This is a genomic window from Streptomyces sp. NPDC051567 (genome assembly GCF_044454165.1).
Lineage (GTDB): Bacteria > Actinomycetota > Actinomycetes > Streptomycetales > Streptomycetaceae > Streptomyces.
Genome location: NZ_JBITDK010000038.1, coordinates 14,961 through 38,452 on the forward strand (window position 1 = coordinate 14,961; position 23,492 = coordinate 38,452).

The 23,492-nt window shown below is 71.7% G+C and carries 17 protein-coding genes; 14 read left to right on the forward strand and 3 right to left on the reverse strand.

The window, feature by feature from the left end; translation table 11 throughout:
• Nucleotides 1-155: 155 nt before the first annotated feature.
• Nucleotides 156-767, reverse strand: a complete 612-nt coding sequence (locus ACIA5F_RS28320) for a TetR family transcriptional regulator (protein ID WP_399357812.1) — start codon at nt 765-767, stop codon at nt 156-158.
• A 433-nt stretch (nt 768-1,200) separates the two neighbouring features.
• On the opposite strand from ACIA5F_RS28320, the gene ACIA5F_RS28325 reads away from it, so the two are divergent.
• The 10 genes from ACIA5F_RS28325 (at nt 1,201) to ACIA5F_RS28370 (ending at nt 16,576) form a co-directional block, all read left to right on the forward strand.
• Nucleotides 1,201-2,388: an IS701 family transposase gene (locus tag ACIA5F_RS28325; protein ID WP_399357814.1), complete on the forward strand. Its 1,188-nt coding sequence runs from the start codon at nt 1,201-1,203 to the stop codon at nt 2,386-2,388.
• A gap of 201 nt (nt 2,389-2,589) precedes the next feature.
• A complete protein-coding gene (locus tag ACIA5F_RS28330) occupies nt 2,590-3,033 on the forward strand; it encodes a winged helix-turn-helix transcriptional regulator (protein WP_399357815.1) in 444 nt (147 codons plus the stop codon).
• A gap of 179 nt (nt 3,034-3,212) precedes the next feature.
• Nucleotides 3,213-4,199 carry a DUF1702 family protein gene (locus tag ACIA5F_RS28335; protein ID WP_399357851.1) on the forward strand — a complete coding sequence of 329 codons (987 nt, stop codon included), beginning with the start codon at nt 3,213-3,215 and terminating at the stop codon, nt 4,197-4,199.
• Between the two features lie 127 nt (nt 4,200-4,326).
• Nucleotides 4,327-5,313, forward strand: coding sequence for a DUF1702 family protein (locus ACIA5F_RS28340; RefSeq protein ID WP_399357817.1), 987 nt, complete (start codon nt 4,327-4,329; stop codon nt 5,311-5,313).
• A gap of 56 nt (nt 5,314-5,369) precedes the next feature.
• A complete protein-coding gene (locus tag ACIA5F_RS28345; protein ID WP_399357853.1) occupies nt 5,370-7,220 on the forward strand; it encodes a CRTAC1 family protein in 1,851 nt (616 codons plus the stop codon).
• A gap of 2 nt (nt 7,221-7,222) precedes the next feature.
• Nucleotides 7,223-8,323, forward strand: coding sequence for an enediyne biosynthesis protein (locus ACIA5F_RS28350; RefSeq protein ID WP_399357819.1), 1,101 nt, complete (start codon nt 7,223-7,225; stop codon nt 8,321-8,323).
• Nucleotides 8,320-14,226, forward strand: a complete 5,907-nt coding sequence (locus tag ACIA5F_RS28355) for a type I polyketide synthase (RefSeq protein ID WP_399357821.1) — start codon at nt 8,320-8,322, stop codon at nt 14,224-14,226. The genes ACIA5F_RS28350 and ACIA5F_RS28355 overlap by 4 nt, the downstream gene beginning before the upstream one ends.
• Nucleotides 14,227-14,229: 3 nt before the next feature.
• Nucleotides 14,230-14,688 (forward strand): acyl-CoA thioesterase, encoded by a 459-nt coding sequence (locus tag ACIA5F_RS28360; RefSeq protein ID WP_399357823.1) that lies wholly within the window; start codon nt 14,230-14,232, stop codon nt 14,686-14,688.
• The gene (locus ACIA5F_RS28365; RefSeq protein WP_399357825.1) at nt 14,685-15,230 is read left to right on the forward strand and encodes a flavin reductase family protein; all 546 of its coding nucleotides are present in this window, start codon (nt 14,685-14,687) and stop codon (nt 15,228-15,230) included. The genes ACIA5F_RS28360 and ACIA5F_RS28365 overlap by 4 nt, the downstream gene beginning before the upstream one ends.
• Nucleotides 15,227-16,576, forward strand: a complete 1,350-nt coding sequence (locus ACIA5F_RS28370) for a cytochrome P450 (RefSeq protein ID WP_399357827.1) — start codon at nt 15,227-15,229, stop codon at nt 16,574-16,576. Before ACIA5F_RS28365 ends, ACIA5F_RS28370 begins: the two co-directional genes overlap by 4 nt.
• A 33-nt stretch (nt 16,577-16,609) precedes the next feature.
• On the opposite strand, the gene ACIA5F_RS28375 is transcribed toward ACIA5F_RS28370, so the two are convergent.
• Both ACIA5F_RS28375 and ACIA5F_RS28380 read right to left on the reverse strand, forming a co-directional pair.
• Complete coding sequence (locus tag ACIA5F_RS28375; RefSeq protein ID WP_399357829.1) at nt 16,610-17,386, reverse strand: helix-turn-helix domain-containing protein; 777 nt, start codon at nt 17,384-17,386, stop codon at nt 16,610-16,612.
• A 27-nt stretch (nt 17,387-17,413) separates the two neighbouring features.
• The gene (locus ACIA5F_RS28380; protein WP_399357832.1) at nt 17,414-18,427 is read right to left on the reverse strand and encodes a ParB/RepB/Spo0J family partition protein; all 1,014 of its coding nucleotides are present in this window, start codon (nt 18,425-18,427) and stop codon (nt 17,414-17,416) included.
• Between the two features lie 367 nt (nt 18,428-18,794).
• Here ACIA5F_RS28380 and ACIA5F_RS28385 point away from each other — a divergent pair, with 367 nt between their 5' ends.
• From ACIA5F_RS28385 to ACIA5F_RS28400, 4 genes are all read left to right on the forward strand, one after another.
• The gene (locus ACIA5F_RS28385) at nt 18,795-19,382 is read left to right on the forward strand and encodes a DUF5987 family protein (protein WP_399357834.1); all 588 of its coding nucleotides are present in this window, start codon (nt 18,795-18,797) and stop codon (nt 19,380-19,382) included.
• The gene (locus ACIA5F_RS28390; RefSeq protein WP_399357836.1) at nt 19,379-21,106 is read left to right on the forward strand and encodes a GMC family oxidoreductase N-terminal domain-containing protein; all 1,728 of its coding nucleotides are present in this window, start codon (nt 19,379-19,381) and stop codon (nt 21,104-21,106) included. Before ACIA5F_RS28385 ends, ACIA5F_RS28390 begins: the two co-directional genes overlap by 4 nt.
• A gap of 170 nt (nt 21,107-21,276) precedes the next feature.
• The gene (locus ACIA5F_RS28395) at nt 21,277-22,290 is read left to right on the forward strand and encodes a carboxymuconolactone decarboxylase family protein (protein ID WP_399357838.1); all 1,014 of its coding nucleotides are present in this window, start codon (nt 21,277-21,279) and stop codon (nt 22,288-22,290) included.
• An 81-nt stretch (nt 22,291-22,371) separates the two neighbouring features.
• A complete protein-coding gene (locus tag ACIA5F_RS28400; protein WP_399357840.1) occupies nt 22,372-23,190 on the forward strand; it encodes a TIGR03084 family metal-binding protein in 819 nt (272 codons plus the stop codon).
• Nucleotides 23,191-23,492: the final 302 nt, after the last annotated feature.

Below are 23,492 nucleotides of genomic sequence, written 5' to 3' on the forward strand. Positions count from 1 at the left end.
TCCCCCGGCCCCGGGTTTGGGTCGGCCCCCGCCGGGCCGGGTGTGGCCAACGCGGGGCGGGCGGGGGCCGGCCGGGACGTGCCCGGGGGCGTTACGAGCGCCCCCGGGCACGGTCGTACCGGGCCGACGGGCGGTCCGGTACGGGGACGGCGCGGTCAGTCCGGCGCACGGAGCCCGGGGAAGGTCGGCGCACCGGCCCGGTCCGTGGCCGAGACGCCCACCAGGGCGAGGTGCCAGAGCCGCTTGAGCTGGCCCACGGCGCCCTCGTACGCCACCTCCGTGCACATCCGGCAGCGCAGGTAGGTCTCGGCGCCGCCGAGCAGGTGCTCGACCAGCGTCGTGACGTCGGCGGGGAGCGCGTCGTCGCGGAGCTGGCCGTCCTCGTGCGCCTGGTCCAGGAGACGGCGGACCGTGGGGAGCCACAGGTCCGACCAGGAGGTGCAGCCGTGCCGCTCCCGGGAGAGCCGGATGGCGGAACGGACGACGGTCTCCTGCTCCATCAGCCGGGCCAGTTCCAGACTCAGATCGACCACCGTGCACAGCGCCGGCAAGGACGCGGAGAGCACCTTCTCCATCGCCGCGAGGGTCACCGCGTTGCCCTCGGCGAGGACCGCGTCAGCGAGCTCCGCCTTGGACGGGAAGTGGAAGGTGACCGCGCCGATCGAGATCTGGGCGACCTTGCTGATCTGGGCCAGGGACGTCCCGTCGTACCCGTCGCGGTCGAACTCCGCCGCGGCGGCCCGTATCAGGGTCGTGCGTGTACGCATCGCACGTTCCTGCTTCACCATGCTGTCTCCCGTTGAGCGCTCGCCACTGGGCGCAAGTGGGGCGTGGTTCCGTGCCGCCGGCGCACTGGTCCGGATTTTCTCGTCGAGTCGGCGTTCACGTTAGGGAACCATCCTTCGGCTCCCGTGGGGCAGCGCGCAAGGCGGAGTTGCCCAAGATGTTCCGAACCTGATCGGACCTTCGGCCACTGCTGGTTCAGGGGACACGGGCCTCCTCGCGGCGGCGGTCCGCAGGCCGCCCCGCTCCTCGTCCTTAGGTCTATGACTGTGCTGTGGTGAACGCCGGGCGCAGGGTCCCGACTTGGCGAAGTGGTTCAACAACTCTCCTGAGTCGTAAAAAAAAGAGGACGTTCGCTATTATTTCATGGTGATCGCCGGCCGTCGGCAGGCACTAGGGAGGGAACACGCCATGGTCATGCACGCGTTGACGGACTCTCAGGTCCCGATGCCGGTGTTCGCGGAGCGGGTCTTCGAGTGCCTGCCGAGGACGGACCAGCGGCGCTGGGCGCAGATGTACGTGCAGAGCCTGCTCACCACACCGGGCAAGAAGTCCGTACGACGGCTCGCCGCCGCCGTCTCGGACTCGCCCACCGCCTCACAGTCGCTGCACCAGTTCGTCAACGCCAGCCCCTGGGACTGGGCGCCGGTCTGCGGCGAGCTGGCCCAGTGGACCGAGCAGCAGCTGGCCCCGCGTGCCTGGGTGCTCGACCTCGCGGTGCTGCGCAAGCGCGGCGAGCACTCCTGCGGGGTGCACCGCCGCTTCGTCCCCGCCACCGGACGCTCCGTCACCTGCCAGGTCGGCGTGGGCGGGTTCCTGGCCACGCGGGACGTGGCCGTGCCCGTGGACTGGCGGCTGCTGCTCCCCGGGTCGTGGGCCAAGAACCCCGAGCGCAGGCAGCGCACCCGCATCCCCGCCGGCGCCGGGCAGCGCTCGCCCGAGCAGCACGGGCTCGACGTGGTCGACGCCCTCGCCGCCGTCAGCCGCAAGGCGCCGGTGCCCGTCGTCGCGGATCTCGGGGAGTCCACGGGAGCGGCCGTGCTCGTCCGCGGGCTCGCCCAGCGCGGCCGTGACTTCGTCGTCGCGGTGCCCGGCGGCCTCCAGGTGCTGGCCGGCCGTCACCTGCGGCTGCACCGGTCGAACACGGCGGACGGGCCGGGCATGCTGCTCACCGCCCGCAGCCTCTTCGAGTTCGACGCGGCGGGCCTGACCAGGATGGAGACGGTGGGCCCGTGGAGCGGACAGGGACGGCACCACACCGTCGTGTCCAGCTTCGTGCGGCTGCCCGACCCGTCGGCGGCCGGGGGACAGGTGCACCGCACCTACCGGCTCATCGCCGTGCTCTCCGACCGCGGGCGCCAGCCCGTCAAACTGTGGCTGACCAGCCTCATCCAGACCCGGACGGAGGAGGTCCTGGCTCTGACCCGGCTGCTGGACCGCACCTCCCAGGCCGTGCGCGAACTGGAGGACGGCTTCGGTCTGCTCGACTTCGAGGGCCGCTCGTACCCGGGCTGGCACCACCACATGACCCTGGTGTCGGCGGCCCACGCCTACCGTCACCTCGGCCGGCCCGGCGGCGGTGAACCGCTTGCGCAGGCCGTCTGAACACCCCTCTGCACACTCCTTTGAACACCGCTCTGAACACCGCTCTGAACACCCGTCCGTGCCCTGCCGTACCGGTGGGCCCGAGAACGGCACCCCGGTCCCACCGGCGGGCGCGGTCGCCTTCCGGCCCCCTCCCCGGGCGGTGCCGCCGCCGTCGCCTCAGTCCTTTCACGAAACCTGTGTGGTACCTAGAGTGAGCGAATGCTGAGACATACGTACGAAGGCCAGGACTGCAACCTGGCCCGGACGCTGGAGGTCGTGGGGGAGCGCTGGACGCTCCTGATCGTCCGCTCGGCGCTGCTCGGTGTCCGGCGCTTCGACGGCTTCCTCGGAAACCTCGACATCGCCCGCAACGTCCTGACCAACCGGCTGACCCGGCTCGTCGACCACGGAATCATGGAGAGGGTCCCCTACCAGGACAAACCAGTCCGTCACGAGTACCGGCTCACCCCGGCGGGCCATGACCTGACGCGGGCCGTCATCGCCCTCATGCAATGGGGCGACCGCAACCTGCCCCAGGAACTCGGCCCGCCGCGCCGGGCCCAGCACACCGGCTGCGACGGGACGGTCCACGCCGAGCTGCGCTGCGACCGGTGCGGGCGCCAGGTGCACGACGAGGAAGTGGACGTGCGCCCCGTACGCTGACCAGGCCCAGCCTCCGATGAACCGCCCTTGAACAGGCGGAACTCCGTGCCCCCGCCCGGACCTGGCCCCCGTGCGCCCGGTGACACCGCTGCGCACGGACGAAGATGCCCTCGCGGCAGCCGTGCCCCGACGATGTCGCCTCCGGCCGCCGGCAGGGCGGCCCGTACGAGGAGGCGTCCGTGCCCGTACTGGGAGCACTGCGCAGGCTGGCCATGGCCCCGTCCCTGGACGACGTGAGCTTCGCGGGACGCGGCTTCGACGTGCGACCGAGCGCTCGCACCCGCAAGCTGGAGGCCGTCCCGCAGGCCGTCGTCACCGGATTCGAGTGGGCCGTCGAGGACCGCGACCTGGCGACGACCGAGCGCCGGCTCGCCCTCGTCGACCCCGAGGTACAGGGGTTCGCGTACGAGGGCGCCACCATGGCCTGCGCGATCCGTGACGTGATGGGCCCCAAGGGGCACCGCACCCGCGACCTGCTGCGGGGCGGCGGCAGCCGGCACATCTTCCTCAACTACATCGGCATCGGCTTCGCCATGGCCAAGCTGCCGCGCCCGCTGTGGAAGAAGCTCGTACCGGACCTCGACGAGCCGGAGTACTACCCGGCCATGAACTGGCTCTGCGTCGACGGGTACGGCTTCGACCGCGCCTACTTCGACACCGCGCGGTGGGTCGCCGGGCAGCGCGTGGACACCCCCTACGCGTGGGAGGGCGACGCGGACTACTTCCCGCGCGCCTTCGACCAGGGCGTCGGCCGGGCCCTGTGGTTCATCCACGGCGGCCACACCGGGAACGTCTCGGCCGCCGTGCGCGCCTTCGCCGCGCACCGCCACGGAGACCTGTGGAGCGGTGTGGGCCTGGCCGCGACCTTCGCCGGAGGGACCACCGCCGCCGACCGCGCCGCCCTGCGCGCGGAGGCGGGGCAGGAGTGGGACCACCTCGCGCAGGGCTCGCTCTTCGCCGCCAAGGCGCGCCACCACGCCGGCTTCGTCCCGGAGCACAGCCGCGCCGCCGTCGAGGCGTTCACGGGCCTGGGCGTGGAGGCCGTCGCGCACCTCGCCGACGACACCGCCCCCGGCGCGGCCCACACCGGGCCGGGGCCCGCGTACGAGGTGTGGCGCCGCAATGCGCGCGAGCGGCTGCGGGCCCTCGCGGCCTCGCCCGTATGACGAACCGTAGATTTCGTATCTACTTTTCACCGACTGAGCACGGCGGAAGTAGATACCTTCCTGGAGCCATGGATAGATTCCCATTCGGTGAGGGAATTCGGGATTCTACGAGGGGCGGTCCGAACCGGTGTCCACTAAATTTGGTGCGCTACGGCGCCGTGTGCTCACACCTCCTGTTTCCGAGACGACGATGGAGGTGCGCGGGTTCCATGTGAAGAGCCCGGAGGCAAAGACACGTCTCGAACACATCGGTGAGGTCTTCCTCCGAGGATATGCCTTTGCCGTCGAGGCGGGTTCGGCCGCCGAGGCCGAGGAACTGCTGGAGACCGTCCCCCGGGACATGCGCGGCTTCGCGTACGAGGGTGCGGGCATGGGTGCGGTGGTGCACGACTCGCTGCCGGGCCACAGCGGCCGCCTCACGGGCCTGCTGGCCGGCGAGGGCCGCCACCACGACTACATGATCTACGTCGGTGTCGGCTGGGCGATGGCCCGGCTGCCCAGGTTCCTGTGGCCGGACATCAGCAGGACGGACCCGCTGCTGCGCTGGCTCGCCCTGGACGGTTACGGCTTCCACCAGGCGTACTTCAAGACCGGTGCGTACGTGCGCACCCCCGCCGCCGAGCACCCCTTCCGCTGGAACGGCGGACACGACTACTACACCCCGAACGCCATTGACCAGGGCATCGGCCGCGCACTGTGGTTCGTCGGCGGCACCGACCCGGAGGTCGTGGCCGGTCTGATCGCCTCCTACCCGAGCCACCGGCACGGCGACCTGTACGCCGGCGCGGGCCTCGCCTGCGCCTACGCGGGCAGTGCCACCGAGGTGGAGCTCACGCGCTTCGTCGCGGGAGCCGGGGAGCACCGCTGGGCGCTGGCCCAGGGCTCGGCGTTCGCGATCGAGGCCCGGATCAAGGCCGGCACGGTCATCGACCACACCCACCTCGCCGCCCGGGTCGTCTGCGGCACGACGGCGGAGGAGGCGGCCTCGGTCTGTACCGGGCTGCGACCCTCCACCGACGGCCAGGGCAGTTCCCCCGCATACGAGTCGTGGCGGCGTGACGTCGCCGCCGAACTTGCTTCTCTCTCTCTTATTCGGAAAGGCGCCGATCAGTGACGACAAAAAAGAACTGGGTGCGTAAGAATACGCCGGGAATTATGGCTCTCGCCCTGATGGTCGGCACCTTCTACGGCGTCCGCCTGCCTGAATCATCGGCGGCCGAGACCGAGGAGCTTGCCAAGAGTTTCGGCTTCGAGTCGCTGTCGATAGCGATGCCAGCCGGATTCCCGAAGCAGGAGGTCCGAAAGGTCAACAAGGCGTACCGTCACATCGAGGGATGGATTTCCTCGGTCGGCGCCGGCATCGCGGTCAACGACATCGACGGCGACGGCCTGCCCAACGACCTGTGCGTGAACGACCCGCGGATCGACCAGGCCGTCGTCACCCCGGCGCCCACGCGGGGGGACGCGTACGCGCCGTTCGCCCTCGACCTCGGGCCGCTGGGAACCAGTACGACGATGGCACCGATGGGCTGCGTCCCCGGCGACTTCGACGAGGACGGCGCGACCGACCTCCTCGTCTACTACTGGGGCCGCACCCCGGTCGTCTTCACCAACAAGAGCGTCAAGGGCGCACCCCTGACCGCCGCCTCCTTCACCCCCACCGAGCTGCTCCCCGGCAAGCCGGGCGCCACGTACACCGGCCCGCTGTGGAACTCCAACGCCGCCGCCGTCGCCGACTTCGACGGCGACGGCCACGACGACATCTTCATCGGCAACTACTTCCCCGACAGCCCCGTCCTGGACTCCTCCAAGGACGGTGACGTCGTGATGAACGAGTCGCTCTCGCACGCCCAGAACGGCGGCGGCGGCCACTTCTTCCGCTGGACCAAGGACGGCTACGAGAAGACCGACGGGGCCGTCCCGCAGGGCCTCGCCCACGGCTGGACGCTCGGCGCCACCGCGGCCGACCTGGACGGCGACCACCTGCCGGAAGTCTTCCTCGCGCACGACTTCGGCACCTCCGCGCTGCTCTACAACAAGTCCCGCCCCGGGAAGATCGAGTTCGGCGAGGTCAAGGCCGTGCACTCGGGCACCGTGCCCAAGTCGAAGGAGCTGGGCCGCAGCTCGTTCAAGGGCATGGGCGCCGACTTCGGCGACCTGGACAACGACGGCCTGTACGACATGTTCGTCAGCAACATCACCACCTCCTTCGGCATCCAGGAGTCGAACTTCGCCTTCATCAACCAGGCGAACAGCAAGGCCGAACTCCAGGGCCGGTTCCAGGACGGGGTGGCCCCGTACAAGGACAAGTCCACCGACCTGGGCCTGGCCTGGTCCGGCTGGGGCTGGGACGTCAAGACGGGCGACTTCGACAACGACGGCACCCTGGAGATCACCCAGGCGCTCGGCTTCGTCAAGGGCAAGACCAACCGCTGGCCCCAGCTCCAGGAACTGGCCACCGCCAACGACGCCCTGACCTCCAACCCGATGTGGTGGCCCAACGTCCGCCACGGCGACGACCTGGCCGGCAGCCAGCACCTGCGCTTCTTCGCCAAGGACCAGGAGAGCGGACGCTACATCGACCTGTCCAAGTCCCTCGGCATCGCCGAGCCCATCCCCACCCGCGGCCTGGCCACGGGCGACGTCGACGGCGACGGCCGCCTCGACCTGGCGGTCGCCCGCCAGTGGGGCGAGCCCGTCTTCCTCCACAACACCGGTGAGAGCACCGGCTCGTTCCTGGCGCTCAAGCTCAACCGCGAGTCCGGATCGCCCGCGATCGGCGCCGAGGTCTGCGTCGAGCTGCCCGACGGCACCAAGCGCATCGCCCGCGTCGACGGCGGCGGCGGCCACTCCGGCAAGCGCAGTACCGACGTCCACATCGGACTCGGCTCCGACATCAAGGGACCGCTGCCGGTCAAGCTCACCTGGCGCGACCGCGCCGGCACCGTCCACGAGCAGGAACTGAAGCTGGCCCCCGGCCGCCACAGCGTCGAGCTCGGCACCGAGGCGAAGGAGAAGTGACCATGTCCGCACCCCTGACCGCCGCCGCCCCGGCACCCGCCGGGCCGCGCCACAACCCGAAGGTCGTCACCGCGCTCCGCCGGTTCGCGATCTCGATCTCCGTGCTCAACATCCTCGGCTACACCGTCCTCGGCTTCGAACAGCCCTGGACCTGGCCGTTCATCGCCCTGGCCACCGCCTACACCCTGGAACTGGCCCTGGAGGCGGTCGGCGCCCGCTCCGAGGGACGCGCACCGCGCTTCCGCGGCAACGGCTTCAAGGGCCTGGTGGAGTTCCTCTTCCCCGCCCACATCACCGCCCTCGCGGTGAACATGCTGACCTACGTCAACGACCTCGTCTGGGTCATGATCTTCGGCGTCATCGTCGCCGTCGGCACCAAGTGGGTCCTGCGCGCCCCCGTCAAGGGCCGGCTGCGCCACTTCATGAACCCGTCGAACTTCGGCATCGCGGTCATCCTGGTCCTCTTCCCGTGGGCCTCGATCGCACCGCCGTACCACTTCACCGAGTACCTCGACGGCGGTTTCGACTGGCTCGTCCCCGCGATCATCATCGTCCTCGGCACCCTGCTCAACGCCAAGCTCACCGAGCGCATGTGGCTGATCCTGGCCTGGGTCGGCGGCTACGCCCTCCAGGCGGTCGTCCGCGGCCTGATCTTCGACACCTCCATCCCCGCGGCCCTCGCGATGATGACGGGCGTGGCGTTCGTGCTCTTCACCAACTACATGATCACGGACCCGGGCACCACCCCCTCCTCCAAGTGGGGCCAGATCGCCTTCGGCGGCAGCGTCGCGGGTGTGTACGGCGTCCTGACCGCCCTGCACGTCGTGTACGGCATCTTCTTCGCCACCGCGCTCGTCTGCGCCGTCCGCGGCGCCTTCCTCTGGAGCGCCGACGTCGTCGCCAAGCGCCGCGCGGCCGAGGCCGCGGAGAAGGCCGCCGCCGAGAAGCCGGCCCTCACCGCCTCCGAGGCACCCACCGCCGTCCTGCCCGCCCTCCTGAAGTGCGGCTGCACCGGCGAGTGCGCCTGCCCCGCCCCCGCCCCCGCAGACAAGAGCGGCCAGCCCGTTCCGTCCGGCCAGGACAAGATCGCGGTGGCGGCATGACACGTATCGCCATCGTCGGCATGGCCTGCCGCTACCCCGACGCCGCCAGCCCCGGCGAGCTGTGGGAGAACGCCGTCGCCGGACGGCGCGCCTTCCGCCGCCTGCCCAGCGAACGGATGAACCTGGACGACTACTGGGACTCCGACCCGACGACCCCGGACACCTTCTACGCCCGCAACGCGGCGGTCCTGGAGGGATACGAGTTCGACCGGATCTCCCACAAGATCGCCGGCTCCACCTTCCGCTCCACGGACCTCACCCACTGGCTCGCCCTGGACACCGCCGGGCGCGCCCTGGCCGACGCCGGCTTCCCGGCCGGCGAGGGGCTGCCGCGCGAGCGCACCGGAGTCGTCGTCGGCAACACGCTCACCGGCGAGTTCGCCCGCGCCAACGTGATGCGGCTGCGCTGGCCGTACGTACGGCGCGTGATGGCCGAGGCCCTCGCGGGCCAGGAGGACTGGGACGAGACCCGGGTCGCGGAGTTCCTCGGCGACGTAGAGACCGCGTACAAGGAGCCCTTCCCGGCCATCGACGAGGACACCCTCGCCGGCGGTCTCTCCAACACCATCGCGGGCCGGATCTGCAACCACTTCGACCTGAACGGCGGCGGCTACACCGTCGACGGAGCCTGCTCCTCCTCCCTCCTGTCGGTGACCACCGCCGGCACCTCGCTCGTCAACGGTGACATCGACGTCGCCGTCGCGGGCGGCGTGGACCTCTCGATCGACCCGTTCGAGATCATCGGCTTCGCCAAGACGGGCGCGCTCGCCAAGGGCGAGATGAAGCTCTACGACCGCGGCTCCAACGGCTTCTGGCCCGGCGAGGGCTGCGGAATGATCGTCATGATGCGCGAGGAGGACGCCCTCGCGGGCGGCCACCGCATCTACGCGACCATCGCGGGCTGGGGCGTCTCCTCCGACGGCCAGGGCGGCATCACCCGGCCCGAGGTCAGCGGCTACCAGCTGGCCCTGCGCCGAGCCTACGACCGCGCCGGTTTCGGCATCGAGACCGTCCGCCTCTTCGAGGGCCACGGCACCGGTACCGCCGTCGGCGACGCCACCGAACTCACCGCCCTCATGGGCGCACGGGCCGCGGCCGACCCCGCGGCGCCCCTCGCCGCGATCACCTCCATCAAGGGCATGATCGGCCACACCAAGGCCGCCGCCGGCGTCGCCGGCCTGATCAAGGCGGCCCTGGCCGTCGACAACCGGACCCTGCCTCCGGCCATCGGCACCGTCGACCCGCACGAACTGCTCACCGAGGAGGGCGCCAACCTCAAGGCACTGCGCAAGGCCGAAGCATGGCCCGAGGGCGCCCCCCGCCGCGCGGGCATCACCGCCATGGGCTTCGGCGGCATCAACACGCACGTGGTCCTGGACGAGCCCGCCGGACGGCGGCGCGCGGCCCCGGGCCCCCGCTCCGCCACCCTGGCGCACTCCCCCCAGGACAGCGAACTGCTGCTCCTGGAGGCCGACTCGCCGCGCGCCCTGCTCGCCCGCACCACAGAGGTCGCCCGCTTCGTCGCCCAGGTCTCCTACGGCCAGGTCTCCGACCTCGCCGCCACCCTCCAGCGCGAACTGCGCGGCCTGCCCTGCCGGGTGGCCGTCGTCGCCTCCTCGCCCGAGGACGCGGAGCGCCGCCTGGGACACCTGGCCGACCTGCTGGAGGCGGGGGAGACCTCGCACACCTCGGCGGACGGCCGCAGCTTCCTCGGCCGGGCGACCGGACGGGGCCGCATCGGTTTCCTCTTCCCGGGCCAGGGCTCCGGCCAGGGCACCGGCGGGGGCGCGCTGCGCCGCCGCTTCCCCGAGGCCGCCGAGATCTTCGACCGGGCCGGGCTGCCCTCCTCCGGCGACATGGTCGCCACCGATGTCGCGCAGCCCCGCATCGCCACCGGCTCCGCCGCGGGCCTGCGGGTCCTGGACTCGCTGCGCCTGGAGGCGTCCGTCGCCGTCGGACACAGCCTCGGAGAACTCTCCGCCCTGCACTGGGCGGGCGCGATCGACGAGGAGACACTGCTGGAAGCCGCGCGGGTGCGCGGCAGGGCGATGGCCGAGCACAGCGCCTCGGGCACCATGGCCTCCCTGGGCACCACGCCGGAAGAGGCCGGGAACCTCATCACCGGCCTGCCGGCCGTGGTGGCGGGCCACAACGGGCCCCGGCAGACGGTCGTCGCCGGTCCCGTCGAGGCGATCGAGGAGGTCCAGCGGCGCGCGGAGCGGGCGGACGTGAGCTGCACGCGGCTCGCCGTCTCGCACGCCTTCCACTCACCGCTGGTCGCCCCCGCCGCGGCGGCCTTCGGCGACTGGCTCGCCGGGGTCCGCTTCGGCCCCGTCGCCGGAAAGGTCATCTCGACCGTCACCGGCATCGAACTGGAGTACAACACCGATGTGGCGGCGCTGCTGAGCCGCCAGATCACCGACCCGGTCCGCTTCACCGAGGCGGTCCGGGCAGCCGCCGCCGAGGTCGACCTCTTCGTCGAGGTGGGCCCCGGCCGGGTGCTCAGCGGCCTCGCCCAGGCGACGACCGGTGTCCCGGCCGTCTCCCTCAACACCGACGACGAGTCGCTGCGCCCGCTGCTCCAGGTGGCCGGAGCCGCGTTCGTCGTGGGCGCGCCCCTCGCGCTCGACCGGCTCTTCCAGGACCGCCTGATCAAGCCGCTGGAAGTCGGGCAGGAGTTCAGCTTCCTGGCCAGCCCCTGCGAACAGGCGCCCCAGCACACCCGGCCGGCCGGATACCTGGAGCGGCCCGTCACGTCCACCGCTCCGGCCCCGCCCACGGCCCAGTCCGCCAAGGCCGCCAACGCCATCAAGGCGGCACAGGCCGCCAGGTCCGCCAAGGCGGCGCAGGAACAGGCCACCCGGGCCCCGGCCCCCGCCGGGGACGCCGCCGCGGCCCTGGAGGTCCTGCGCGGCCTCGTCGCCGAGCGCGCCGAACTCCCGGCCGACCTCGTCGACCCCGGCAGCCGGCTCCTGGACGACCTGCACATGAGCTCCATCACCGTCGGCCAGATCGTCAACCAGGCGGCGTCCCGCCTCGGGATCGCCGCCGCGCAGGTACCGACCAACTTCGCGACCGCCACCCTGGCCGAACTGGCCGAGGCCCTCGACACCCTGGCCAGCACCGGCGGAGTGACGCGGGACGAAGACGCCGCCCCGGTGGTGGCGGGCGCCGCCACCTGGGCCCGCCCCTTCGCCGTCGACCTCGACGAGGTCGCCCGGCCGCGCACCGCACCCGCCGAGGCCGACGGCCCCTGGGAACTGTTCGCCCCCGGCGGGCAGGCACCGGCCGAACGGCTCAAGCAGGAGCTGGAACAGGCGGGCGTCGGCCCCGGCGTGCTCGCCGTCCTGCCCAAGGGCTGCTCCCAGGAACAACTGGAAGACGTTCTCGCCGCGGCCAAGAGCGCCCTGGCCGGCCACCGCGACCGCAGGTTCGTCCTGGTCCAGGACGGGCGGGGGGCGGCCGGTCTGGCCAAGACCCTGCACCTGGAGGCCCCGCACCTGCGCACCACCGTCGTCCACACCCCGGTGACGGACGACGCGGTGGAGCGGGTGGTGGCCGAGGTCGCCGCGACCGCACGGTTCACCGAGGTCCACCACGACGGGTCCGGCGTGCGCCGCGTCCCGACGCTGCGGGCCCTGCCCGTCACCCAGACGCGCGAGGACGCGCCGCTGACCTCCTCCGACGTCCTGCTCGTGACGGGCGGCGGCAAGGGCATCTCCGCGGAGTGCGCCCTGGCGATCGCCCTGCGCACCGGGACGAAGCTGGCCGTCCTCGGCCGCTCCGACCCGGCCCAGGACAAGGAACTCGCCGACAACCTGCGACGCATGTCCGACGCCGGGGTCGAGGTGCGCTACGCGCGCGCCGACGTCACCGACGCCGGCCAGGTGCGCGGAGCCGTCGCCGAACTCGAAGGAGGACTCGGCAGGATCACCGGCCTGCTGCACGGCGCCGGACGCAACGAGCCCAACGCACTGACCCACCTGGAGGCCGAGGACTTCCGGCGCACCTTCGCCCCGAAGGTCGACGGCCTGCGCACCGTCCTGGACACCGTGGGCCCCGGAAACCTCAAGCTGCTGGTCGCCTTCGGCTCCATCATCGGCCGGGCCGGACTGCGCGGCGAGGCCCACTACGCCACCGCCAACGAGTGGCTGGCCGACCTCACCGAGGACACCGCCCGCGCCCACCCGGGGCTCCGCGCGCGCTGCATGGAGTGGTCGGTGTGGTCCGGCGTCGGCATGGGCGAGAAGCTCTCCGTCGTCGAGTCGCTCTCCCGCGAGGGCATCACCCCGGTCTCCCCGGACCAGGGCGTGGAGATCCTGCTGCGCCTGATCTCCGACCCGGACGCACCCGTGGTCACCGTCATCAGCGGCCGTACCGAGGGCATCGGCACCGTACGCAGGGAACTGCCGGCCCTGCCGCTGCTGCGCTTCACCGGCAACCCGCTGATCCGCTACCACGGCGTCGAACTGGTCACCGAGGTCGAGCTGAACGAGGGCACCGACCCGTACCTCGCCGACCACCTGCTCGACGGCAACCTGCTGATGCCCGCCGTGATCGGCATGGAGGCCATGGTCCAGGTCGGCTCCGCCGTCACGGGCCGCGACACCGTCCCGGTCATCGAGGGCGCCAAGTTCCTGCGCCCCATCGTGGTGCCGCCGAACGGCAGCACCCGCATCCGCATCGCCGCCACCGTCACCGGCGCGGACACCGTGGACGTGGCCGTCCACGCCGAGGACACCGGATTCGTCGCCGAGCACTTCCGTGCCCGGCTGGTCTACTCCGGTGCGCAAGTCCCGCAGGGCCCGCCGTTCCAGGTCTCCGAGGACACCCCGCCGGTCCCCCTGGACCCGGCCGGCGACCTGTACGGCGGCGTCCTGTTCCAAGGCGCGCGCTTCCAGCGCCTGCACCGCTTCCACCGGGCGGCCGCCCGCCACGTCGACGCCGACGTGGACGTGCAGCAGCATCCGCAGGACTGGTTCGCGGGCTTCCTGCCCGGTGAGCTGCTGCTCGCCGACCCGGGCATGCGCGACGCGCTCATGCACGGCAACCAGGTGTGCGTCCCCGACGCCACCCTGCTGCCCTCGGGTGTGGAGCGCATCCATCCGCTCGGCAACGGCGCGCACGTCCCGGGCCGGCTGCGGTACGCCGCCGTCGAGCGCAGCCGCGACGGTGACACGTACGTGTATGACATCGCGGTCCGCGCCGAGGACGGCACCGTCGTCGAACGCTGGGAGGGCCTGACCCTGCACGCGGTGCGCAAGACGGACGGGTCCGGCCCCTGGGTCGCCCCGCTCCTCGGCCCGTACCTGGAACGCACGCTGGAGGACGTCCTCGGTGCCCGGATCGCCGTCGCGGTCGAACCGCACGGTGAGATCCCGGCCGGGTCCGTCGCACAGCGCCGTACCTTCACCGCGGACGCCGCGGCCCGCGCCCTGGGCTCCCCGGTGACGGTCCACCACCGCCCCGACGGGCGGCCCGAGCTGGAGGGGAGCGGGCACATGTCGATGTCGGCCGCCCACGGCCTGGGCGTCACCGTCAGCGCGGTCTCCGCCTCCGAGGTGGCCTGTGACATCGAGGCGGTCAGCATGAGACCGGCCGCCGAGTGGCACGGTCTGCTCGGCGAGCACACACCCGTCGCCGATCTGGTGGCCAAGGAGACGGGCGAGGCGCCCGACACCGCGGCCACCCGGGTGTGGAGCGCGGTGGAATGCCTGAAGAAGGCCGGGATCATGGCGGGCGCACCGCTGACGCTGCTGCCGAGCCGCAAGGACGCCTGGGTGGTCTTCGCCGCCGGCGACCTGCGGATCGCCACCTTCGTCACGTCGCTGCGCGACGCGCTCGAACCCGCGGTCTTCGCCTTCCTGACCCACGAAGCGGATCTCATCGAAGGGCGGTCCTAGACCATGGCGGAAGAGTACTTCGAGTACCGGCACACCGTCGGCTTCGAGGAGACCAACCTCGTCGGCAACGTCTACTACGTGAACTACCTCCGCTGGCAGGGGCGGTGCCGCGAGCTCTTCCTGTACCAGAAGGCGCCGGACGTGCTGGCCGAGGTGCAGGACGACCTCAAGCTGTTCACCCTCAAGGTGGACTGCGAGTTCTTCGCCGAGATCACCGCCTTCGACGAGCTGTCGATCCGGATGCGCCTGTCCGACCTCGGACAGACCCAGCTGGAGTTCACCTTCGACTACGTGAAGGTGACCAGCGGCGTGGAGGTGCTGATCGCCCGCGGCCGGCAGCGCATCGCCTGCATGCGGGGCCCGAACACCAACACGGTTCCCTCGCTCATCCCCGAGGCGCTCGTGCGGGCCCTGGAGCCGTACTCGGCGCAAGGGCGCGCCTTGTCGGGGCGAGCCGCATGAGCACTCTGACCGCCGCACCCGCGCAGGGCGTCGACATCGGCGACCCCGTGCGGCTGCGGCGGGCCTTCGGGGCGTTCGCCACCGGGGTGACCGTGGTCACCGTCGGTGGCGACACGCCCCGGGGCATGACCGCGAACTCCTTCACCTCGGTCTCCCTGGACCCGGCGCTCGTGCTGCTGTGCGTGGGCAAGGAGGCGCTCATGCACCGCGCCCTCGCCGAGGCCGACACGTTCTCGGTCTCGGTGCTCGAATCCGGCCAGGAGGCCGTCGCCCGGCACTTCGCCGACCGCTCGCGCCCGGTGGGCGCGCAACAGTTCGACGCGGTCGACTGGTTGCCGGGCGGTGTCTTCGACGCCCCCCTGATCGCGGGAGCCGCCGCGCACTTCGAGTGCGCGAAGTGGCGGGCCTACGACGGGGGCGACCACACCATCCACCTCGGCCGGGTGATCAGCATGGCCGAGCTGCCGGACCGGGAGCCGCTGGTCTTCCACCGCGGCCGGTTCCGCCCGCTCGCCGTCCCGGCACAGGGAGGCACACCATGAGCGCACATCCGCAGGGCCCACCGGTGTGGGCCCTGCCCGGCCTGCTGCGCAAGCTGGCCGTCGACCGGCTGGGCATGATGCGCGACGCCGCGCAACTCTCCGACGCCGTCCGCGTCTCGATGGGGCCGAAGAAGATGTACATCTTCAACCGGCCCGACTACGCCAAGCACGTCCTCGCCGACAACGCCGCCAACTACCACAAGGGCATCGGGCTCGTGGAGTCCCGCAAGGTCCTCGGGGACGGCCTCCTCACCAGCGAGGGCGACCTGTGGAAGGCCCAGCGCCGCAACGTCCAGCCCGCCTTCAAACCGGGGCGGATCGCCGCCCAGGCGGGCGTCGTGGCCGAGGAGGCCGGACGCCTGCTGGACCTGCTGCGCTCCCGCGCGGGCAGCGCGCCGGTCGACGTGCTCCACGAGGTCACCGGCCTCACCCTCGGGGTGCTCGGCCGGACCCTCATGGACACCGGCATGGACGGCCACGGCGGGATCGCCCACGCCTTCGAGGCCGTCCAGGACCAGGCCATGTTCGACATGGTCACTCAGGGCCTGGTGCCGACCTGGGTGCCGTTCGCGACGCAGCGCCGCTTCCGCAAGGCCCGTGCCGCACTGACGGCCACCGTCGACGCGCTCGTCGCCGACCGCAGCACCCGCATGTCCCACGGCGACGGCGCGGACGACGCCTTCTCCCGGATGATCCTTGCCGCCCGGGAGCAGAACGACCCCGCCCTCGGGCGCAAGCGCCTCCAGGACGAACTGGTCACCCTGCTGCTCGCCGGGCACGAGACGACGGCCAGCACGCTCGGCTGGACCCTGCTGCTGCTCGCCCGCCACCCGCGGATACGGGACCTCGTACGCGACGAGGCCCGCGCGGTGCTGGCCGGCGGACGCCTGCCCGAGACCGACGACCTGCACAAGCTCGCGTACACGATGCAGGTGGTGCAGGAGGCGATGAGGCTGTACCCGCCGGTGTGGATCCTGCCGCGGATCGCCCAGCGGGCCGACGAGGTCGGCGGGTTCACCGTCCCGGCCAAGGCGGACGTGCTGGTGTGCCCGTACACGCTGCACCGCCACCCGGACCTGTGGGACGACCCGGAGCGCTTCGACCCGAGCCGGTTCGAGCCGGCCCGGGTCGCCCGGCGGCCCCGGTACGCCTACATTCCCTTCGGCGCCGGGCCGCGGTTCTGCATCGGCAGCAACCTCGGGATGATGGAGGCGGTGTTCGTCACCGCCCTGCTCACCCGGGACCTGGACCTGGACGTGGTGCCGGGCTACGAGGAGGTCGCCGAGCCGATGATGTCCCTGCGGATGCGCGGGGGGCTCCCCATGACGATCCGTGCGGCGCGCTGAACGTACCGGCCGGCCCCTTCGTGTGCCGTCGGGTCAGCTGGCGACGGCGTCCAGAGCGTGGTTGCGCAGGTCCAGCAGGGCCGTCAGGACCGGCGGCGCCGAGGCGTGCAGCGGACGCAGCGTGATCTCGGCGGGCATCATCAGGGTGTCGGCGTGCGCGGTCACCGGGCCGTAGCACCCCACGGAGACGGCGTCGTTGTCACCGGTGCCCGACGGCAGGTGCTCGTAGCCGTACGGGACGGAGTGCACGAGGACGTACCAGGTGCCCACCGGGACGTCGCACAGCTCGAAAGAGCTGGGACCCTCCAGCACGGTGCAGCGGACCGGCTGTCCCTGCGGGACGGGCGTGGGGAAGAGACCGACGAAGCAGTAGCCGGGTGCCCGGCCCTCGGACACCTGCACACGGCCCCGCAGCGTGCTGCGAATTCCGGGAACACTCGGGGTGTGCACCGGCGCGAAACCGATTTCAGGGGCGAACCCGTCTCTTTCCCGGAACATGCTCGGAGAGACACCGATACAGGCCTTGAAACGTGAACTGAAGGTGCCCACACTGCTGTAGCCGACCTGGCTGCTGATGTCCGCGACGCTGAATTCGGTCTCGATGAGGAGCCGTTTGGCCTCCTGGAGACGGAGCATGGAAAGGAACCGCCCGGGAGACGTGCCGGTCACATTTCGGAAAATCCGGGTGAAATGGAACTTGCTGAACATGGCGGTCCGTGCCATGTCGTCGATGGTCAGTTCCTGGCCGAGATTCGCATGCATTTCGTCGATCACCCGAAGGACAGCAGCCTCGATGGCGGTGGTGGTCACCGTGTCTCCCTCTCTTCTTGGAAAATCTCAATGCCGAGGATCGGAGACCGCGCGCCATTCAGGTGCGGTAGCCGTGTCGGTCAGCCGTCGCCGGGACAGTTCCTCGGCGAATCGTTGCCAGGTACGGGAGCACTGCAACGCCAGTTCCGCGACCGCGTCCGTGCAGTGTGGAGGGACGGCGCCGGCCTGCTGCCGCCAGGCGTCGTCCACGACGAAATGGGTGTTGAGCCAGCGCAGGAAATGCCGGCCGGACTCCGACTGGCGCAGCGCCGGGTCACGGGTCAGCCGGCCGAGGGACTCCAGTGAGGCGCGGCCCCGGCCCGACAGCGCCTGGGCCGGGCCCGCTCCGTGGGTCCGGCCGGGCGCCGGGCGCGGCTGCGCGGGTACGGTGCTGTCCGGCTGTGGCCGCGCCTCGTCCACGGCCGGTGCCGCGTGGGGCGGGCGTGGGCCGGGTGTCGCGGCCGGCTCGGTGCCGCGACGGTTGCGGGGGGCCGGATCTTCTCCGCGCAGGAGGCGTTGACGCACGTCGTGCGCGGTTCCCAGCGAAATCCCGGTGGCCTGGGCCACTGTCCGCAGCGGTAGTTCGGGGTGCCGGGTCATGAGTTCGGCGGCGTGCATGCGCTCCGAGGTGCGGTCCAGCGGGTGCGCCCGCCCGTCCATCCCCACCCGGAGGTTCGCCTGGGGATCTTCCCCGGTTGAACCCCGGCGGATGGCCGCGACCGTCTTCGGGTCGACGCCGACGTGAGCCGCGACCGCCCGGTCGGACAGCCTGGCGTGCGAGGTCAGGATGCGCACGGCGGCCGCCTTGCGGTCGGCGACCGTCAGCGGCAGGCCGTGCGCGACATTGACCGAGACGGAGCGCAGAAAAGTTTCCTCGTCGGTGCCGTCGAAATATTCGACCTCGATGGACTCCATCCCCAGGGACAGTGCGGCGGCCACCCGGTGCATTCCGTCCACCACCCGCCGGGTGATGCGGTGGACCAGCACGGGCGGAAGCGCCGGATACATTTCCGCGAGCCGCCGCACGTGCTGTTCGTTCATCCCGTCCAGGCGAGGGGAATCGGCTGCGAGCAGTGAGTCGATACGGACCTCGAACGTGCGGTCGCCAGAATGCGTCCGGGTCGCGTCGTTCGTTTTCAAGTCTCCCCCTCGTGCCTGCCCGTGCCCGCACCCCACCTGCCCGCAGAACCCCCGCTCAACAGCCGGGAAGGAACACCTCTGCGAGAAGGATAGAGAACACCCTCTTTTTTTTCGGTCTCGTGGAGACCGATGCGGCGACTCTGGCTAGTTCAGTGAAGGGACTCACTGGGGGATATGAACGGGCGGACTTGGTTGCTCGAAAAGACTCTGCAGTTCTACGTTCTTCCTACGTCACCGGAAACCACAGACACCCCGAGCGGAGGCCGAGTTGTCGGCTGTAGAAGAAGTAACGGAACGGAGGGTCGAGATCGGCGCCGACCAGACGCTCACGCTGGAGGCGTACGCCGACACGATCGTGCCCGGGGAGAAGCGCTGGCCCGGGGATCGTGCGGTCGCCGGCGTCAGCACGGGCGGCGGAGCGGTCGCCGCCGGCGCCCTGGAGCTGCTGCGCTGGGACGCCACCGGCATCCACGACGGCCTGGAAGATCTCGCGAACCTCGTCAACGACCACACCAGGACCTATGCCGGTGAGGCGGGCCTGGAGCTCGACGGGACGGTGCCGCCCTTCGTGGCACTCGACTACGACGACCGGGTGCGGCTGATCCAGCGGCTGACCACCCCGGGTCACCCCGAGAAGGACTTCTGGGTCCTGCTCTCGCTCTTCTGCAACATGGCTTTCGACTCGGCCGCCCACCTGCACACCGCACAGGCGTTGGAGGCCGGCCACCCCGGCCTGACCGCCATGGGCATCACCGAGCCGGACGCCGACGGCCTCTGGCGCTTCCAGGACTTCGGCTACGGCCGCAAGCTCGCCGACCTCCACCCCGACACGACCTCCACCGGGAGCCCAGCATGAGCGACAACACGACGCAGACCGAGCCGACCGAGCCGACCGACCGGATCGAGCAGCCCGAGCAGCCCGAGCAGACCGATGTCCTGGTCGTCGGCAGCGGGTTCGGCGGCGCCATAGCCGCCTACCACCTCGCCGCCGGAGGCGCGAAGGTCACCGTCATGGAACGTGGGCCGTGGCTTCAGCCCAAGGACTTCGAGCACGACTACAAGCTCGGCTCTTCTTACACGAGGGCCTTCGACTTCGTCGTCGGCGACGGGATGAGCGTCCTCGGCGGCAACTGTGTCGGCGGTGGCTCCGTCGTCTACTTCGCGGCCATGCCCCGTGCCCCGCACTTCGTCTTCGACCGCAAGGGCAGCATCGGCCGGCGCATGTGGCCCGAGTCCGTCAGCCGCGAATCGCTCGACCCCTGGTACGAGCGGGTCGAGGAGGCCCTCTCGGTCAATCAGCAGGACTGGGAGGACGCCTCCTACGCGGGCGGCCTGTGGGCCGCCGCGTGCCACCACTCCGGGCGCACCGCCAACCCCCTCGCAGCCGCCATCGACAACTCCAAGTGCGTCAACTGCAACTTCATGATGGCCGGATGCCGCTTCGAGGCGAAGCAGGCCCTCACGGTCAACTACCTCCCGGGCGCACTCGCCCACGGCGCGGAGATCCGCCCCCTGCACGAGATCCAGTACCTGACCCGGACCGCCGAGGGCGACTACCGGATTCACTTCAACACCGTCGACCCGGAGGACTACCGCCTGCAGACCGGCTCCGGTGTGATCGAGGCGAAGATCGTCGTGCTGGCCGCCGGCGCCGCCGCCACCCCCGTCATCCTCCAGCGCAGCGAGGGCCACCTGGGCACGATGCCGCACGCGGTCGGCCGCTACTTCTCCGGCAACGGCGAGCGGCTCAACACCGCCATCCTCAACGAGGACAAGGTCACCGAGGTCCTCGGCCTCTCCCGCGCGGAGGGGGAACTGCCGTACGCCGCCAACGCCATCGGCAAGGGTCCGACCGTGGCCAGCTGGGACAAGCTCGACGGCTCCCTGCCCGAGTACTCCCGCTACTCCCTGGAACAGCTCTACTTCCCGCCGGGCCTCGGCACGATCCTCGCTCAGGCACCGGACGCCACGGGCCCGACCTGGTTCGGAAAGGAGAAGAAGGAGATCCTGAAGCAGTGGAAGTCCTGGCTCACGATCTTCTCGATGACCGAGGACGACAACGAGGGCGTCTTCGGCCCGCCGCCGGCCACCGGCAACGCGATGCGCATCTCCCAGCAGATGCTGGGCCGCGGCAACCTCTCGTACAAGCCGACGGAGAACACCTGGCACGGCTGGAACCAGTCCGACGCCGACGTGAAGGAGATCATGGAGAAGGACGGCCTCGCCAAGGTGATGCCGTGGACCAACGACCTCGTCGGCGCCTACACGGTGCACCCGCTGGCCTCGTGCCGCATGGGTGACGACCCCGAGACGTCCGCGCTCGACGACACCAACGAACTGCGCGGCCACTCCGGCATCTTCGTCACCGACGGCTCCGCCGTCCCCGGAGCCCTCACCGTCAACCCGGCCATGACCATCGCGGCGATCGCCGAGCGCGCGGTCCCCCACATCGTGGCGGCTGCCCAGCGCAAGGGCATCGCGGTCACGTACGGAGCCCCGGCCCCGACCGGTTACAAGAACGGGGCCCGGACCGTGCTCCCGCTCCCGCTGCCGCGCAAGAACCAGCTCGTCACCGTCTGACGGCTCCTCCCGGCTCTTCGCCGACCAGTGAGTTGCTTCAAAGAACTCTCGAACCCTCAACCCTCGGACCCTCGGACCTTCGGCGCGGGCCGGTCCGCTGCCGCCCGAGCCGCCGCGCGACCCGTGAGTTGCTTCACGGAACCATCAACGACCAGGAAGAGGAGGCAGTGATGAGACCGCTCGCGAGAACCCTGCTGAAAGGCTCCTTCAAGCAGATCCGGCACGTCACGGCCGTCCCCCGGGCGGAAGCCGTCGGCCTCGTGGCCGAGGTCTACCGCCAGGCCCACCGGGAGTTCGGGGTCCTCGCGCCACCGCTGGCCCTCCACTCGCCGGCCCCCGAGGCACTCGCCGCCTCCTGGCTGCTGCTCAGGGAGACCCTGCTCGCCGACGGGCACACCACCCGGGCCGCCAGGGAAGCCGTCGCCGTCGAGGTCTCCCGGGCCAACGAGTGCCCGTACTGCGTCGAGGTCCACCAGGCCAAGCTCGACACCCTGCCGGACGGCCGCGACACCGACACCCTGACCCCCTTCGCGGAGTGGGCCCGTACGAGCGCCGAAGCGACCGCCGCGGACCCGCCGCTGCCCCTGGACCCCGCGGGCACCGCCGAGCTGTACGGCGTCGCCGTCACCTTCCACTACCTCAACCGGATGGTCCGCCTCTTCCTGCCCCCGTCCCCGGTCCCGGCGGCGGCCCCGGCCGCCGGACGGGCCCCGGTGATGCGGATGGTCGCCCGCGGCATGCGGCCCGACAGCCGGACCCCGGTGGCCGCCGGCGCCTCCCTCGGCCTGCTGCCCGCCGCGCCGCTGCCCGCCGCACTGGCCTGGGCCGAGGCCGCACCCACGGTGGCCGGAGCGCTCGCCCGCGCCGTCGCCTCGGCGGACGCCGCGGCCGAGGAACACGTGCCCGGGGCCGTCCGCGAACGGCTGCACCTCGCCCTCTCCCTCCACCGGGGCGCCGCCCCCGGACCCGGCCGCCACTGGCTCGGCCCCGCCACCGAAGGACTGGCCGCCGAGCACCTGCCCACGGCCCGCCTGGCCCTGCTCGTCGCCCTCGCCCCGTACCAGATCACCGAAGCGGACCTCACCGGGTTCCGCGCCGTGCACCCCGGCGACCACGAGCTGGTCCGCCTCACCTCGTGGGCGGCGCTCACCGCGGCGGTCGCCATCGGCAGCCGGTTCCCGTGACCGGCCCGCCCCATGACATCCGCCGCCCGCTGACCGGACGGCGCCACCCGCACCACCACACCTCGACCAGGAGATGACCCCATGACCACGCAGAACCCCCTCAACGACGTCGTGAAGGACCTCGCCATCGAGATCGAGGAGACCGCGCGTCTCGTCGAGGGCCTCGACGAGGCCGGCTGGGCCACCCCCACCCCCGCCCCGGGCTGGAGCGTCGCCGACCAGATCGCCCACCTGACCTTCATCTTCCACCTGGCCGGCACCGCCGCCTCCGACGCCGATGCCTTCGCGAAGATCGCCGCCGGAGCCGCCCACGACTTCGACGGTTCGGTCAACGCCGCGCTCCAGCAGTTCAACCAGTTCCCCCCGGCCCAGTTGCTGGGCCGCTTCCGGGCGCTGGGCCGGTCCTCCGTGGACTCCCTCGACGCCGTCCCCGCGGGCCAGGTCGTGCCGTGGCTGGTCAACCCGCTGCCGCCGACCGTGCTGGCCGCCGCGGGAATCATGGAGCTCTTCGGCCACGGGCAGGACATCGCCGACGCGCTGGGCGTGCGCCGCGAGCCCACCGACCGCCTGCGCCACCTGGTCTTCTTCGCCTTCCTCACCCGTGACTTCGGCTACCTCTCGCGCGGCCTGACCCCGCCGGCCGAACCGTTCCGCATCGAGGTGACCTCCCCGGCCGGCGAGGTGTGGGCCTTCGGCCCCGAGGACGCGGAGAACAAGGTCACCGGCCCGGCCGAGGACTTCTGCCTGCTGGTCACCCGCCGCCGCCACCGCGACGACCTGGCCCTGACCGCCACCGGCGAGGAGGCCGACCGCTGGCTGGACATCGCCCAGGCCTACCGGGGCCCGGCCGGTGAGGGGCGCACCCCGGGCCAGTTCGCCCACCGGAACTGCGACCACTGAGCCCTGATGACCACACCGGTACGCTCCACCCGCAGCCCACCAACCCCGCTTCCGCAGCCTTCCCGAAGCCCTCGCACAGGAGTCGCCGTGACCGCCACCGTCCCCGCCCCGCGCACCGCGGTCGTCATCGGCTGCGGGACCACGGGCACCTCGGTGGCCCTGGCCCTGACCGGCGCGGGAGTCGAGGTCGCGCTGATCGACCAGGACCCGGGGGGGGCCGCCCCGGGGGGGGGGCGGGGGGGCGCGGCCCGCGGGGGCCCCCCCCAGCCCCCCCCCCGCCCGGGGGGGGGGGGCCCCCCCCC

Excerpts from the sequence above, each read along its gene's own strand:
- ACIA5F_RS28395 (WP_399357838.1), top strand. The coding sequence starts at position 21,277 with ATGAGACCGCTCGCGAGAACCCTGCTGAAAGGCTCCTTCAAGCAGATC.
- ACIA5F_RS28360 (WP_399357823.1), top strand. The coding sequence starts at position 14,230 with ATGGCGGAAGAGTACTTCGAGTACCGGCACACCGTCGGCTTCGAGGAG.
- ACIA5F_RS28400 (WP_399357840.1), top strand. The coding sequence starts at position 22,372 with ATGACCACGCAGAACCCCCTCAACGACGTCGTGAAGGACCTCGCCATC.
- ACIA5F_RS28370 (WP_399357827.1), top strand. The coding sequence starts at position 15,227 with ATGAGCGCACATCCGCAGGGCCCACCGGTGTGGGCCCTGCCCGGCCTG.
- ACIA5F_RS28320 (WP_399357812.1), bottom strand. The coding sequence starts at position 767 with ATGCGTACACGCACGACCCTGATACGGGCCGCCGCGGCGGAGTTCGAC.
- ACIA5F_RS28380 (WP_399357832.1), bottom strand. The coding sequence starts at position 18,427 with ATGAACGAACAGCACGTGCGGCGGCTCGCGGAAATGTATCCGGCGCTT.
- ACIA5F_RS28350 (WP_399357819.1), top strand. The coding sequence starts at position 7,223 with ATGTCCGCACCCCTGACCGCCGCCGCCCCGGCACCCGCCGGGCCGCGC.
- ACIA5F_RS28345 (WP_399357853.1), top strand. The coding sequence starts at position 5,370 with ATGGTCGGCACCTTCTACGGCGTCCGCCTGCCTGAATCATCGGCGGCC.
- ACIA5F_RS28330 (WP_399357815.1), top strand. The coding sequence starts at position 2,590 with ATGCTGAGACATACGTACGAAGGCCAGGACTGCAACCTGGCCCGGACG.
- ACIA5F_RS28365 (WP_399357825.1), top strand. The coding sequence starts at position 14,685 with ATGAGCACTCTGACCGCCGCACCCGCGCAGGGCGTCGACATCGGCGAC.
- ACIA5F_RS28325 (WP_399357814.1), top strand. The coding sequence starts at position 1,201 with ATGCACGCGTTGACGGACTCTCAGGTCCCGATGCCGGTGTTCGCGGAG.
- ACIA5F_RS28390 (WP_399357836.1), top strand. The coding sequence starts at position 19,379 with ATGAGCGACAACACGACGCAGACCGAGCCGACCGAGCCGACCGACCGG.
- ACIA5F_RS28355 (WP_399357821.1), top strand. The coding sequence starts at position 8,320 with ATGACACGTATCGCCATCGTCGGCATGGCCTGCCGCTACCCCGACGCC.